The organism is Cupriavidus pauculus (genome assembly GCF_008801835.1).
Taxonomy (GTDB): Bacteria; Pseudomonadota; Gammaproteobacteria; order Burkholderiales; family Burkholderiaceae; genus Cupriavidus; species Cupriavidus pauculus.
Window position 1 is genome coordinate 13,795 of record NZ_VZOW01000037.1, and the last position, 13,080, is coordinate 26,874.

10 protein-coding genes are annotated in these 13,080 nt (G+C 66.0%); 5 read left to right on the forward strand and 5 right to left on the reverse strand.

All coding sequences use genetic code 11. From position 1 onward, the window contains the following. Nucleotides 1-44 precede the first annotated feature (44 nt). Nucleotides 45-560, reverse strand: coding sequence for a peptide-methionine (R)-S-oxide reductase MsrB (gene msrB / locus F7R19_RS25030; protein ID WP_061959722.1), 516 nt, complete (start codon nt 558-560; stop codon nt 45-47). Between the two features lie 141 nt (nt 561-701). On the opposite strand from msrB, the gene F7R19_RS25035 reads away from it, so the two are divergent. Both F7R19_RS25035 and F7R19_RS25040 read left to right on the forward strand, forming a co-directional pair. Then, nucleotides 702-1,469, forward strand: coding sequence for a response regulator transcription factor (locus tag F7R19_RS25035; RefSeq protein WP_150982380.1), 768 nt, complete (start codon nt 702-704; stop codon nt 1,467-1,469). Beyond that, nucleotides 1,466-2,965: a sensor histidine kinase gene (locus F7R19_RS25040; RefSeq protein WP_150982381.1), complete on the forward strand. Its 1,500-nt coding sequence runs from the start codon at nt 1,466-1,468 to the stop codon at nt 2,963-2,965. The genes F7R19_RS25035 and F7R19_RS25040 overlap by 4 nt, the downstream gene beginning before the upstream one ends. 41 nt (nt 2,966-3,006) lie before the next feature. Here F7R19_RS25040 and F7R19_RS25045 read toward each other — a convergent pair whose 3' ends face one another. Continuing rightward, nucleotides 3,007-3,921: a LysR family transcriptional regulator gene (locus F7R19_RS25045; protein ID WP_150982382.1), complete on the reverse strand. Its 915-nt coding sequence runs from the start codon at nt 3,919-3,921 to the stop codon at nt 3,007-3,009. Between the two features lie 110 nt (nt 3,922-4,031). On the opposite strand from F7R19_RS25045, the gene eno reads away from it, so the two are divergent. Further along, nucleotides 4,032-5,327 (forward strand): phosphopyruvate hydratase, encoded by a 1,296-nt coding sequence (gene eno, locus F7R19_RS25050; protein WP_170292651.1) that lies wholly within the window; start codon nt 4,032-4,034, stop codon nt 5,325-5,327. A gap of 209 nt (nt 5,328-5,536) precedes the next feature. Here eno and F7R19_RS25055 read toward each other — a convergent pair whose 3' ends face one another. Beyond that, nucleotides 5,537-5,797 (reverse strand): hypothetical protein, encoded by a 261-nt coding sequence (locus F7R19_RS25055; protein ID WP_061954967.1) that lies wholly within the window; start codon nt 5,795-5,797, stop codon nt 5,537-5,539. Nucleotides 5,798-6,144: 347 nt separating this feature from the next. Here F7R19_RS25055 and F7R19_RS25060 point away from each other — a divergent pair, with 347 nt between their 5' ends. Then, nucleotides 6,145-6,528: a hypothetical protein gene (locus tag F7R19_RS25060; protein WP_223505692.1), complete on the forward strand. Its 384-nt coding sequence runs from the start codon at nt 6,145-6,147 to the stop codon at nt 6,526-6,528. A 422-nt stretch (nt 6,529-6,950) separates the two neighbouring features. Further along, on the forward strand, nt 6,951-7,337 hold the full coding sequence (locus F7R19_RS25070; RefSeq protein ID WP_061954965.1) for a hypothetical protein: 387 nt from the start codon (nt 6,951-6,953) through the stop codon (nt 7,335-7,337). A 54-nt stretch (nt 7,338-7,391) separates the two neighbouring features. Here the strand turns inward: F7R19_RS25070 and F7R19_RS25075 are convergent, their stop codons facing one another. Beyond that, complete coding sequence (locus F7R19_RS25075) at nt 7,392-12,263, reverse strand: NAD-glutamate dehydrogenase (protein WP_150982383.1); 4,872 nt, start codon at nt 12,261-12,263, stop codon at nt 7,392-7,394. Between the two features lie 189 nt (nt 12,264-12,452). Beyond that, nucleotides 12,453-12,974, reverse strand: a complete 522-nt coding sequence (locus tag F7R19_RS25080; protein ID WP_150982384.1) for a MarR family transcriptional regulator — start codon at nt 12,972-12,974, stop codon at nt 12,453-12,455. Nucleotides 12,975-13,080: the final 106 nt, after the last annotated feature.

Sequence of the window (13,080 nt, forward strand, 5' to 3'; positions counted from 1 at the left end):
TGGACTCGAAATCGGTGTGGCGGGCGCGGCGGGTGGCCGGTGCGTCAGGTGGCGGTGGGCCGGAACGTCATGGCGACGCCGTTCATGCAATATCGCAGGCCGGTTGGCTTGGGGCCGTCGTCGAAAACGTGGCCCAGATGTCCACCGCAGCGGCGGCAGTGCACGGCGGTGCGGACCATGCCGAACGACCCGTCCGCGGTGGTGCCTACCGCGTTGGCCAGCGGCGCCCAGAAGCTTGGCCAGCCAGTGCCGCTGTCGAATTTCGTGTTCGATGAAAACAGGTCGAGCTGGCAGCCCGCACAGGCAAACACGCCCTTGCGATGCTCGTCATTCAACGGGCTGCTGAACGGCCGTTCGGTGCCTTCGCGGCGCAGCACGTCGTACTGGGCGGCGGTCAGTTTCTTGCGCCATTCGGCATCGCTCATGGTGACTTCGAACGATTGCGGGGCTGCGGTGCCGGCCTGGGCGGGCTGTCCGGCCAGCAATCGCCAACCGCCAACGGCCGCAACCGCCGCGCCCAGCGTGCCGCCGGACAACAGAAAGCGTCGGGTGATGCGCATCATGGACTCCGTAATCGGAATGGGGTGATCGGATAGTAGGCAGCGCGCCGTATCGGAGTCCTCGCCAAACCTTAAACAATTCGTGATAACTGGCCAGCCGGATTTCTGCACAATAGGGCCACTTCCCGTAAATGCTGAAACATGGAACATCCGAAACGGATCCTGCTGGTCGAAGACGATGTCGGCATCGCCAATGTCCTGGCCATGCACCTGCGCGACGAGCGCTACGAGGTGGTGCACAGCGCCGATGGCGCCGAGGGGTTGCGCCTGCTGGAACAGGGCGGCTGGGACGCCCTGGTGCTGGACCTGATGCTGCCCGGCGTCGATGGGCTGGAGATTTGCCGGCGCGCCCGCGCCATGACGCGCTACACGCCGATCATCATCACCAGCGCAAGGTCGAGCGAGGTGCATCGCATCCTTGGGCTGGAACTTGGCGCCGACGATTACCTGGCAAAGCCCTTTTCGGTGCTGGAACTGGTGGCGCGCGTCAAGGCGCTGCTGCGGCGCGTGGACGCCATGGCGCGCGACGTGCGCGCCGATACCGGCAGCCTGAGCCTGGCCGGTTTGACGATCGATCCGCTGGCGCGCACGGCGGCCATCCATGGCAAGGCGCTCGACCTGACCCCGCGCGAATTCGACCTGCTGTATTTCTTCGCGCGGCACCCTGACAAGGTGTTCTCGCGCATGGATCTGCTCAACGCCGTGTGGGGGTATCAGCACGAGGGCTACGAGCACACCGTCAACACGCATATCAACCGGCTGCGCACCAAGATCGAAGTCGATCCCGCCCAGCCGCGGCGCATTCTTACCGTGTGGCGGCGCGGCTACCGCTTCGTGGCGGATCCGCAAGCGGCGCCGCAGGCCGGACCGCGCCCGGACGGCGACGGCTCGCCGGAGGCGGCATCATGAATCTCTCGTTGACCCAGCGGCTGTCCGCTGTGTTCGCCGCGTTGCTGCTGGCCTGCTGCGGCGCATCGGCGTGGCTGCAGGTGCGCGCCAACGCGATGCACGAAAAGGAAGTCATCCAGGACATATCCCGCGGATTGGCCGCCTACATCGCGCGCAACGCGCTGCTCGACGATCAGAGCGCCATCGCGCCGCAGGCGCTGCGACAACTCTTCGGGCAGTTGATGGTGGTGAATCCAAGCGTCGAGGTTTATCTGCTCGATGACCAGGGCCGCATCCGCGGTCACGACGCGCCGGTCGGACACCTTATGCGAGATCATGTCGATCTGGCGCCGGTGAAGGCGCTGATCAACGGCGGCGCGCTGCCGATTCTCGGCGACGATCCGCGCAGCGCAACGGGACGCAAGGTTTTCAGTGCGGCGCCGCTGCGGCAGGGCGGCTTTATCTATGTGGTGCTGATGGGCGAAGCCCATGACAAGCTCGCCGCGCAGGCGTCGCAGGATTCGGTCATGCGCACCACGTTGTGGTCGATGGCGCTGGTCGCGACGCTCGGCTTGATCGCCGGCCTGGTGGCATTCGCGCTGATCACGCGCCCACTGCGCCGTCTGGCCGACGAGATGCGGCAGTTCGATTCCGGCGCTGGCGCAAACGGCGGTAACGGCGCCAACGGCGGCACTCGTGGCATTGGCGGCAACAGCGGCACGACGCCGTCGGGCGCCGGCGCGGACGCACTGCCGCGCGACGAGATCGCCGCGCTGCAAACCGCGTTCCGGCAGATGGCCGACCGGATCGACGCACAGTGGCGCACGCTCAAGCAACAGGATCAGGAGCGCCGCGAAATGGTCGCCAATATCTCGCACGATCTGCGCACGCCGCTGACATCGCTGCACGGCTATCTGGAGACGTTGTCCGTGAAGGCCGACAAGCTTTCGCCGGAGGACCGTCAACGCTATCTGGCGATCGCGCTGGCGCAGAGCGCAAAGGTGGGCGGTCTCGCGCAGGCGCTGTTCGAACTGGCGCGGCTCGAGCATGGCATGGTGCAGGCCAGTCCCGAGGATTTCTCGATGGTCGATCTGACGCAGGACGTGCTCGAAAAATTCGCGCTGTCAGCCGAGGCGAAGCATCTGCATTTGCGCGCCGGCGTGCCGCCTGCGTTGCCGTCGGTGACCGCCGATCTCGGCATGATCGAGCGCGTGCTGACCAACCTGCTCGACAACGCGATCCGCCATACGCCGGCCGGCGGCACGGTCGAAATCGATCTGGCCAGCCAGGACGGCAAGGTGGCGGTGACGGTTAGCGATACCGGGCCCGGTATTCCCGCTGCGTTGCGCGAGTCGATCTTCCAGCGGCCGTTTCCTTCGGGCGGCGCCCATCGCGGCGGCGGGCTGGGCTTGCTGATCGTGCAGCGCATGCTGCAGTTGAACGGCAGTCAGGTAAGGCTCGTGGATCGCCCCGCCGGCACCACGCTGACGTTTGCTCTGCGCGCGTCGGTGCGCTAGGCGCATCGCGCCGGATGGCCACGATGGGGTAGGGCTGCGGTTCAGGCGACAGTCGCGTGCGTCGGCTTGCGCCGCAGCGCGGGTGTGCTTTGTAAAACCGGCGCCTGCCCGAGCCGTGCGCGCATCCATTCCACAAATCCCGCCATGTCGGCGCGCACCTGGCGGTCTGCGGGCACCGCCATCAGCCCGCCCTCGAATGCGGTAAATCCGAAAGGGGCGACCAGCGTTCCCGCGGCCAGCTCTGCCTGGATCAGCCTTTGTTCGATCAGCGCCACGCCGAGCCCCGATAGGGCGGCCTGGATGCACAGGTGCGTATGCGGAAATGTCACGGCGCTGCCGGACGCGATGCGTTTGCCGGTCTTCGCTTCCCATTGGTCCCAGGCACTCGACGTGAAATCGTGCGCGATACGGGCGCCCCTGGCGATACGCCGCGCCACCGCCGGCGCACAGACTGGGCCAAATGCGACCGGCGCCAGCCAGATTGCGCGCTGCCGGTCGGCTGTCGGATACGACGACAGATCCCACGCGATCACGACGTCGGCACCTTCCGTGCGCATCTCGCGCGCCGAAGTCATCGACAGGCGGATGCGGATATCTGGCCGGACGCGATAGAAATCGGACATTTCCGGCACGAGCCACCGCATCGCAAAGGTGGCGCTACAAGCAACATGCAGCGTCGGCCCACGCGCCTGATCCAGGACACGCGCGTACCCCTGTTCCAGCTGATCGAAAACCGCACGCACCACGTCATGAAATGCGCGTCCGTGTTCATTGAGCCGCACGCCTGTGCCATCGCGCTCGAACAGTTCCACGCCGGCGTGTTCCTGCAGTTGGCGTAGCTGACGACTGACCGCGCCATGGGTGCGGCACAGCTCTTCCGCGGCCCGCGTGACGGACCCCGTCCGAGCGGTGGCCTCGAACGCCCGCAGCGTCGACATCGGTGGCAGGGATCGCATGGTGCTATGTGAGAAAAACTGACGAAGACCAAAAGATTACTCGATATTCGCCGCCAGTTCAGGCGGTTACGATTTCGACATCGACGTTTTTTTTCACGAAAGGGGCGGACATGGGACGTGGCGGACAGGTGGCGCGCATCGCGCAGATTGCGGGGCACGAGGTGCTCGACAGCCGGGGCAATCCGACAGTCGAGGTGGAGGTCACGCTGGCCGACGGCGCAACGGGCCGGGCGATCGTGCCATCGGGTGCATCGACTGGCGCGCGCGAAGCGACCGAACTGCGCGACGGCGATCCCCGCCGCTTTCTCGGGCGGGGCGTCCGGCAGGCAGTGCAAAGCGTCAACGTCGAGTTGCGCGATGCGCTGCTCGGCATGGATGCCAACGAGCAGGCCGAGATCGACACGGTGATGATCGATCTCGATGGCACACCAGGCAAAAGCCGACTCGGCGCCAATGCGATGCTGGGCGTGTCGCTGGCCGTGGCGCGCGCCGCCGCCACGTCGAACGGGCTGCCACTTTTCGTTCATCTCGGTGGCGACAACGCGCGGCTGCTTCCGCTGCCATTGATCAATGTGATCAACGGCGGCGCCCATGCGGACAATGCGCTCGATTTTCAGGAATTCATGATTGCGCCAGTGGCAGCGCCGACATTTGCCGAGGCGCTACGTAGCAGCGCCGAGGTGTTTCATACGCTGCGCGCGTTGCTCAAGGCGGCGGGGCACAACGTCAACGTCGGCGATGAGGGCGGCTTTGCGCCGAATTTGCGCACGGCGGAACAGGCGCTGGATTTTCTGGTGGAGGCGATCGGCCGCGCCGGTTATCGTCCCGGCGTCGATATTGCGCTGGCGATCGACCCGGCATCGAGCGAAATCTATACGCAAGACCGCTATTGCTACGTGGGCGAAGGCACGACCCGCACGCGCGAAGAGCAGGTTGACTATCTTGCGAACCTTGTCGACAGCTATCCCATCGTATCGATCGAAGACGGCATGGCCGAGGACGACGGGCCGGGCTGGCAACTGCTGACGTGGCGTCTCGGGCAACGCTGCCAACTGGTGGGCGACGACGTGTTCTGCACGCATCCCACGCTGCTGCGCGCGGGCGTCGATCAGGGCATGGCAAACGCCATCCTCGTGAAACCCAATCAAATCGGCACACTCAGCGAGACGCTGGAAACGGTGCGAGTGGCGCATGGCCATGGCTATGCCGCCGTGATGTCGCACCGATCGGGCGAAACCGAGGACGTCACGATCGCCGATCTTGCTGTGGCAACCCGCTGCGGCCAGATCAAGACCGGATCGCTGTCGCGTGCGGATCGCACGGCCAAATACAACCAACTGCTCCGCATCGAACGCCAGCTTGCAGATCGCGCGGTCTATGCGGGGGCTTCGGCGCTCGGTCGTTGAGGCAGCGTTCGCGTTGTCCGCAGGGCATGCGCTGACTTGGCCGGTGGCCCGGCACTCGTCCTGCGCCCGCCTCTGCGGGTCGGCTTTCAGAGCGAAGCCGCCGGTTTGATCCACGGCAGCCGCTGCCCGGGCAGCGGCGCCGAATGACTGGCCTGATCAGGCTCGGCTGACGAGCCTGTACCCGTGATTCCGCGCGACTGCCGCTTCCGCTACAACATCGCAAAGCGGGCCGCCAAGGGACCGACCACGGCCGGGCGGCTTACCGGATACCGATGGTGGTCGCCACCGGCTTCGAACGACAGGTAGTCCGGCGTCCAGCGCAGACCGTGCAGATACCGGGTTTCCAGACCGGTTACGACGATGGCGCCGCCGTGGACCGTGACGCAGTCGCAAGGCAGGCGCAGCAGTTCGGCGTCGTCGCCGAAGTAATGGGCTTCCAACAGGATAGAGGCAGCTTGGTATGCGGGCATGTCGATGGATTGTCGGTGGCGGTGCGGCTTCCGCCCTGATGCTTGGCGGCGCGGCGGAAGCGCAGGAAAAAAATTCCGTGGCGTTGCGGTTGTGGCCGAGTAGCGTTTGGGCCGAGCAAAATCGATACTGTATAAACGTACAGTAGTATAGCGATCCCGATCCAGCATTGCACGCGCGAATCGCAAACTTCGGCGCTGTCAGCGCAGAATCAGAAAAGTCTCGTCCAGACCCATGAGGCGTTGCGCGGCTGGCGGAAATGTCGGCCTGGTATAACCTGATTGCGAGGAACCTCCGATCTTCCGGCGCGTCTCGACATCGGAGAGGCGTCTTTTCGGGGAGGATCATCGTGCAACGTGACAGCAGGGCATGCTGGTTTGGAGCGGGATTGCTGGCCGGGGCGGTGACCGCGGGGTTGTGCGCGGCGCTGGGCAGCCGCCGCGCAGCGCGTGCGGCGATCGCAGGGCAGGAAGAGCCGGCGCCGGGCACCTCGACAGGCGCCATTGCGCACCAGACGGACGGCGGCGCGGACATGTTCGAGTATCGCGGCTTCGTCGTTCACCTGTTCTGGCAGGCGCTGGGGCCTGATCGTTACCGCGCCTGGTGCGATATCTGGGAAGCCGGCGCCGTCGTCGAGGAAGCCGGCGGGCCACCCGCCACCTATATGACCGCCGCCGAAGCGCGTACCGCCGCCGCGGCGTGGGCCCGACACTGGATCCAGAACAACGCCTGACGCAAGCGGTTGCGCCATCCCGCCAAGGTGGGGCCCGATCGGCCGGATCGCGCGACGCGACAGACGATGGCTGCGTGATACGATGGCCCGCTTCATTTGGAGTACACGATGTTTGTCTGTCAGAACCAGCCTTGCGGCGCGCAGTGGTCGCCCGACGAAGTGGAAATCAGGAACGAAGGGCAGGGGCCGCTGTTCCGCTGTCCACAGTGCGGCGCGCGAAACCGGCTCGAGGCCAGGACACGACGTGACGGCACCGTCGAGTATCGCCAGGCCCGGCGCGCGGCGGCTGCGGCCACGGCGCCGGTGCAGACTCCCGCGCCACGGCATGCAAAAGGTCCCGATGCCCCCCCGCAAGAGGGGCGACGTCAAAAGCGATAGCAATGTTGCCTCAAGCCGGCCCGTCGCGGACCGTTAAGGCAAACATGGACATTAGCGATATTTCCCACGATTCCGCCTCCAATGCCGAAATCATTGGATGGGCGGGTGCATCGCCGCAAGTTATTGCGCGCGTGTTGAACGCCGCGCTGAGCGCACAGGATCTCTCGGGCTTCGCCGCGCTGCTGTCTGACATCGCCCGCGATCGCGGGCTCAAGGGCGCGCGCGGCACGCACCAGTCGATCTACGACATGCCGTACGCCAGCCTGCTGCCACGTCAGAAACATCTGCTGGCCGATGCGTTCGATCTGTTCCTGCGCCTGGGGATCGAATTCCGCGCGCGCGGCGATGGCGCCGACGACGACCTGATCTGCAACGACGACGCCGCGCCGCTGCGCGACATCGACGACGACGACGTCATCTACGAGGACTAGCGCCAACTGGTCCACGCTGGGCTGCATCGGCGCGCCTTGGCCGCCCCGGGGGGCTCAGGCGCGTTCCAGCAGGCCGATTTCCCGCACCGCCACCGAAAGCATCGACAGCGCCGCCGCGCCGGAAACACCTGACGCCCGCTGGTCCGTCAGCATCTGCGCATAGCGGTCGAGCGCGGCGTGCCGGCTGGCGCGCCAGCTTTCGATCAGCGCTGGGGCGTCGTCGCTGTCGCCCGATTGCGCCAGCACGCTGGTGGTCAAGGCACGTTTCAGGCGGCCCAGGTCTTCCAGCGTGGTGGTGCGCGCCAAGAGGTCCCAGTGCGTCGCCGCCGGCAGCGACAAGGCGCGCTCGCGCAGCCAGCCGAAATTCAGTTCCGTATCGAGCGCGAAGTAGACCGCCGCCACCGCGCTCAGGCTGCGGCCGCATGCTGCGGCCACCTCGGCGATATCGAGCGCGGCCGCCGCCGTGTCGCTGGCGGCCACGCGCAGCGCCAGATCCTGGTCGACGCCGGCTTCCGACAGCGTCAGGGCGCGATCGGCCATCGCCTGCGAAGCGTCCGGCGGCAACAGTCCCGCCAGTTGCGGCGTCAGCCATTGCGCGGCTTGCACGAAGCGTTCGGCGCCGGGCTCCACGGTGCCGCCGCCGCGCAGATAACGAATGAACCAGAGCGTGGCCCGTTCCAGCAGTCGGCCCAGCGCGCCGAACATGCGCGCCTGCACGGCGTCGTCGACCCGATTGTCGAGCGCGTCGATGCGTTCCCACAGCGTGGTCAGGCCGAACACGTCGCGCGCCAGCAGGCAGGCGCGGACGATATCCGCCGGGCGCGCGTCGGTCTCTTCCATGAGATGGTGGACGAACGTTGCGCCGACGCGGTTCACAAGCAAGTTGGTCAGATGGGTGGCCAGGATCTCCCGGCGCAGCGGGTGGCGCTGCATTACCGCGGCATGCCGCTCCCGCAGCGGCTTGGGGAAGTAGTCGATGAGCAGGCCAGCCACCAGCGCATCCTCGGGCACATCGGATGCAAGCAGTTCGTCGTACAGCCACATCTTGCTGTAGGCCAGCAGCACCGCGCGTTCGGGCGACGTCAGCCCGGCGCCCAGCGCCTTGCGTTCGGCGATATCGGTCTCGGCGGGCAGGAATTCGAGCGGCCGGTTCAGGCGTCCGGCGCGCTCCAGCCATTGGATCAGTCGGGCTTCCGCGTCGATCAGCGCGGGCGCCTCGCGTCCGGCAATCGACAGCGCCTGGGTCTGGTAGTAATTGTCCTGCAGCACCAGCAGGCCGACTTCATCGGTCATTTCGGCCAGCAGCTTGTTGCGCTGCTTTTCGGTCATCTCGCCATCGGCGACAACCAGGCCGAGCAGGATCTTGATGTTGACCTCGTGGTCGGAGCAGTCGACGCCGGCGGAATTGTCGATGGCGTCGGTGTTGATTCGGCCGCCCTTGCGCGCAAATTCGATGCGGCCCAGTTGCGTGAAGCCAAGATTGCCGCCTTCGCCGACCACCTTGCAGCGCAGGTCGCTGCCATTGACCCGTATCGCGTCGTTGGCGCGGTCGCCTGCCTGTAGGTGGGTTTCGGTGCTGGCCTTGACGTAAGTACCGATGCCGCCGTTGTAGAGCAGATCGGCGGGCGCGGTAAGAATCGCGTGCATCAGCTCGGCCGGCGCCAGCGAGGCGGCCTCGATGCCCAGCGCGGCGCGGATTTGCGGCGATAGCGCAATGGTCTTGGCGCTGCGCGGGTAGACGCCGCCTCCGGCGGAAATCCGCGTGGTGTCATAGTCCGCCCAGCTCGAGCGTGGCAGATCGAACAGCCGCTTCCGCTCGGCCAGACTCGTGGCGCAGTCGGGTTCGGGATCGAGAAAGATATGACGATGGTCGAATGCGGCCAGCAGCTTGATGTGGGGCGACAGCAGCATGCCATTGCCGAATACGTCGCCGGACATATCGCCTACGCCGACCACCGTGAATGGCGTGGTCTGGATGTCGGTGCCCATCTCGCGAAAGTGGCGCTTGACGCTTTCCCACGCGCCGCGCGCCGTGATGCCCATCTTCTTGTGGTCGTAGCCGACCGAGCCGCCCGACGCAAACGCGTCGTCGAGCCAGAAGCGGTATTCGGCGGAAATCGCGTTGGCATAGTCGGAAAACGTGGCCGTGCCCTTGTCGGCGGCCACCACCAGATATGGATCGTTCTCGTCGAGCCGCACCACGTCGGGCGGCGGCACCAGTTCGCCGGCGACGAGGTTGTCGGTCAGATCGAGCAGGCCGCGCAGGAAGGTCTGGTAGCAAGCCACGCCTTCGGCCAGAAAGGCGTCGCGATCGGTCGCCGGTGGCGGTCGCTTGACGACGAAGCCGCCCTTCGATCCGACCGGTACGATGACTGTGTTCTTGACCATCTGCGCCTTCATCAGCCCCAGCACTTCGGTGCGGAAATCCTCGCGGCGATCGGACCAGCGCAAGCCGCCGCGCGCCACCCGCCCGCCGCGCAGGTGGACGCCTTCGACGCGCGGCGAATACACCCAGATTTCGAACATCGGGCGCGGTTCGGGCAGGCCCTGCACCAGCGCCGGATTGAACTTGAACGAGACGTAGGGGCGCGGCTGTCCGTCGGCGCCGCGGTGGAAATAGTTGGTGCGTACCGTGGCGTTGATCACGTTGAGAAACAGCCGCAGGATGCGGTCTTCGTCAAGATTCGGCACCTGGTCGAGGGCGGTTTCGATATCGGCCAGCCATTTCCTGGCGCGCGCGTCTTCGGCGCCGGCCGGTGCGGCAGTTGCCGGATCGAAGCGGGCCACGAACAGCGATACCAGCATCGCCGCAATCGTCGGGTTTGCCGTGAGCGCGCGCTCGATATAGGCGTTGCTGAACGTCGAGCCAACCTGGCGCAGATACTTGGCATACGCGCGCAGGATCGTCACGTCGCGCGCCGCCAGCCCTGCGCGCAGCACCAGGCGGTTGAAATCGTCGTTTTCGATCTCGCCATTCCAGGCGCGGCCAAACGCATCCTCGAACAACGGCTTGATCTTCTCGATGTCGACGTCGATCTGCTGGCCGTCGGCGTCGGCAGCGATCTCCAGGCCGAAATCGTGGATCCATACCGGCTCGCCACCATCGGGTTCGATCAGGTACGGACGCTCCTCGTCGACGCGCACCCCGAGATGCTCGAGCATTGGCAGGCTCAGCGACAACGCGATCGGCTCGCCGGCGCGATACACCTTGAAACGGAACGCGCCCGGCACGGCTTCGATCGGCCGGTACAGATTCATCGCCAGGCCGCTGCTGTGCCGGCGCGCCTGCTCCATCAGTTCGATGTCGCGTACCGCGGTGCGGGCGGGGTAGTCCTCGCGATAGCCGGCCGGAAACGAATCTCCGTAAAGGCGCAGCAGACGATTGCCCTGTTCCTCGCCGCGGCTGTCGTGCAGCGCCTGCGCGAGATCATCCTGCCAGCGGCGCGTGGCCTGCACGATCTTGTCCTCGAGCTCGGCCGTGTCCACTTCGGGCATCGTGCCCGGCTGGCCGCGCACCGTAAGCTGGATGCGTGCCAGCGGCGATTCGGATAGCAGCGGCGTGAACTCGCAACTGGTGCCGTTGAACGTTTGCACCAGCAACTTCTGGATGCGCTGGCGCAGGTCGGTGTTGTACTTGTCGCGGGGTACGAACACCAGGATCGAGATAAACCGGTCGAAGCGGTCGCGCCGCACGAACACCCGCGTGCGCTGATGTTCCTGCAGCCGCAGGATGCCGAGCGCGATGTCGAACAGCTCGTCTTCATCGGCCTGGAACAGATCGTCGCGTGGATACTGTTCGAGGATCGTTACGAGCGATTTGTACAGGTGGCCCTTGGTCAGGAAACCTGCACGCGCCAGGATGTTCGCGCACTTGCGGCGTACCAGCGGGATCTCGCTGGTACTGACCATATACGCCGTGGACGTATAGAGTCCGACAAAGCGCCGTTCGCCGAACAGCTTGCCGTTGGCATCGAGCAGCTTGATGCCGACATAGTCGAGATAGCCGGGGCGATGCACGGTGGCGCGCGAGTTGGCCTTGGTCAGGAAAATCGGCGAAGCGCCCTCGATAATCGCTCGCGCCGCGGCTGGCAGCGGGGTGAGGTCGTCGGCGCCAGGATCGCGCAGCGCTTCGCGCAACAGGCCCGCGCCGGACCCGGCCACGCCGCGCAGATAGAACTGGCCGTCGCGCGAGATCAGCTCGTAGTCGCGATGGCCCAGGAAGGTGAAATGGTCATCGAGCATCCATTCGAGAAAGGCGCGCGCCTCCACGGCGTCCGGCGTGCCTGCGTCGGGCGTGCGCGCCATGCTGGCCACGGTTTCCTCGGCGATCTGCCGCATGCGCGGCCAGTCTTCCACGGCAGCGCGCACATCGCCCAGCGCACTGGCGATGCCCAGGCGAAGCGCGTCAAGCCGCGAGGTCTCGCCGGTACGATCGACCTCGAAGTGGATGAACGACTCGAGCCGGCAGCTTGCCGTGCCCGGTTCACTGCCGCCCAGGTCGATGCTCTCGATGCCACCGCGCGCATCGCGGCATACGCGAAACACCGGATGGATGGCCGAATGCAGCGCCAGGCCGTGGCGGTTGACCTCCATCGTCACGGAATCGACCAGGAACGGCATGTCGTCGTTCACGATTTCGACGATGGTGTGGTCGGAATGCCAGCCGTGCTCTTCGAGGTTCGGGTTGTAGACACGCACGCGCGCAGTGCCCGGTACGAACTTCTGCGCGGTTTGCCAATGCGCCATCACGGCGCCATAGAGATCGGCCACGTCGCGCGCCAGCAGGTCCTCGGCGTCGGTCAGATCGTAATAGTGGCGCAGCAGCGGTTCGACGATGGCAAACGTGGCGGCGGGCAAGCGTTCGCGCGCGATTGCCACCAGTTCCTCCAACAATTGCGCAACCTTGTCTTCGTTCTCCGGGGGCATGGCGGCGTCTCCTTGGTGGTGTGCCGGTGCATGCTCACACTGTAGGAAAGATTTAACTGCGCCGGGATATAAAACGACGACGCCCCGCGGCGGCAGGGCGTCATTCGGATGGTCGATGCGCAAGAGCGGTCGGGGGCTGCCGATGACACAGCGCTGGGCCAGACCGCGTTGCCGCGGAAGTTTACGCGGTCAGGCGGTCATGGCTTCACGGGCCACAATGCGGATGTCATCGGGCACGGCCAGCGATTGTTCGTTCCGCTCCCACGCGGCATGGCGGGTGTGGCGCGCGGAATGATCGTCGAGCGTGGTGGTCATGCGGTGCAGCAAGCTGCTGAGCGCGGCGCGTTCGGCCGTGCTCAAGTCGCACACCGAGACGGAATGGAGCGCGCGTACCGCCTTCGCCGCGCGTTCGAGCCGCGCCGCTGCGGCTGCGGCAATGCGCGGCGTGCCGTCGGCCGCAAACTCGAGCCAGCCGCCGGCGCCCAGCGCGTACAGCAGGCGCTCCGTTTGCGGCACGTCGAGGAAAATTGCACCCTCGCAGGGTTGTCCGCGCGTGAACTGTTGCCGCCGAATGGCCTGCAACAACAGCCATTCCGGATAGGTCAGCCCCGCGACGCGCAAGGTCTGGTCCAGGGCGCCTTGCCACGCGGTGACCGCATCGACAAGGGCAAGCACAACGGGCTCGTGGATATCGAGTGCTTTGGGCTGCATTGGCTCAGGTCTCCCAAATAAGGGGATGTTCAGCCGCCTGACACTTCTTGGGCCGGTGCATTGGCCGGCCCGGGCGGCGTTCGGCGCCTGCCTCTGAATCGGGCGG

Excerpts from the sequence above, each read along its gene's own strand:
- F7R19_RS25055 (WP_061954967.1), bottom strand. The coding sequence starts at position 5,797 with ATGCCCGCATACCAAGCTGCCTCTATCCTGTTGGAAGCCCATTACTTC.
- msrB (WP_061959722.1), bottom strand. The coding sequence starts at position 560 with ATGCGCATCACCCGACGCTTTCTGTTGTCCGGCGGCACGCTGGGCGCG.
- F7R19_RS25075 (WP_150982383.1), bottom strand. The coding sequence starts at position 12,263 with ATGCCCCCGGAGAACGAAGACAAGGTTGCGCAATTGTTGGAGGAACTG.
- F7R19_RS25040 (WP_150982381.1), top strand. The coding sequence starts at position 1,466 with ATGAATCTCTCGTTGACCCAGCGGCTGTCCGCTGTGTTCGCCGCGTTG.
- F7R19_RS25035 (WP_150982380.1), top strand. The coding sequence starts at position 702 with ATGGAACATCCGAAACGGATCCTGCTGGTCGAAGACGATGTCGGCATC.
- F7R19_RS25080 (WP_150982384.1), bottom strand. The coding sequence starts at position 12,974 with ATGCAGCCCAAAGCACTCGATATCCACGAGCCCGTTGTGCTTGCCCTT.
- F7R19_RS25045 (WP_150982382.1), bottom strand. The coding sequence starts at position 3,921 with ATGCGATCCCTGCCACCGATGTCGACGCTGCGGGCGTTCGAGGCCACC.
- eno (WP_170292651.1), top strand. The coding sequence starts at position 4,032 with ATGGGACGTGGCGGACAGGTGGCGCGCATCGCGCAGATTGCGGGGCAC.
- F7R19_RS25070 (WP_061954965.1), top strand. The coding sequence starts at position 6,951 with ATGGACATTAGCGATATTTCCCACGATTCCGCCTCCAATGCCGAAATC.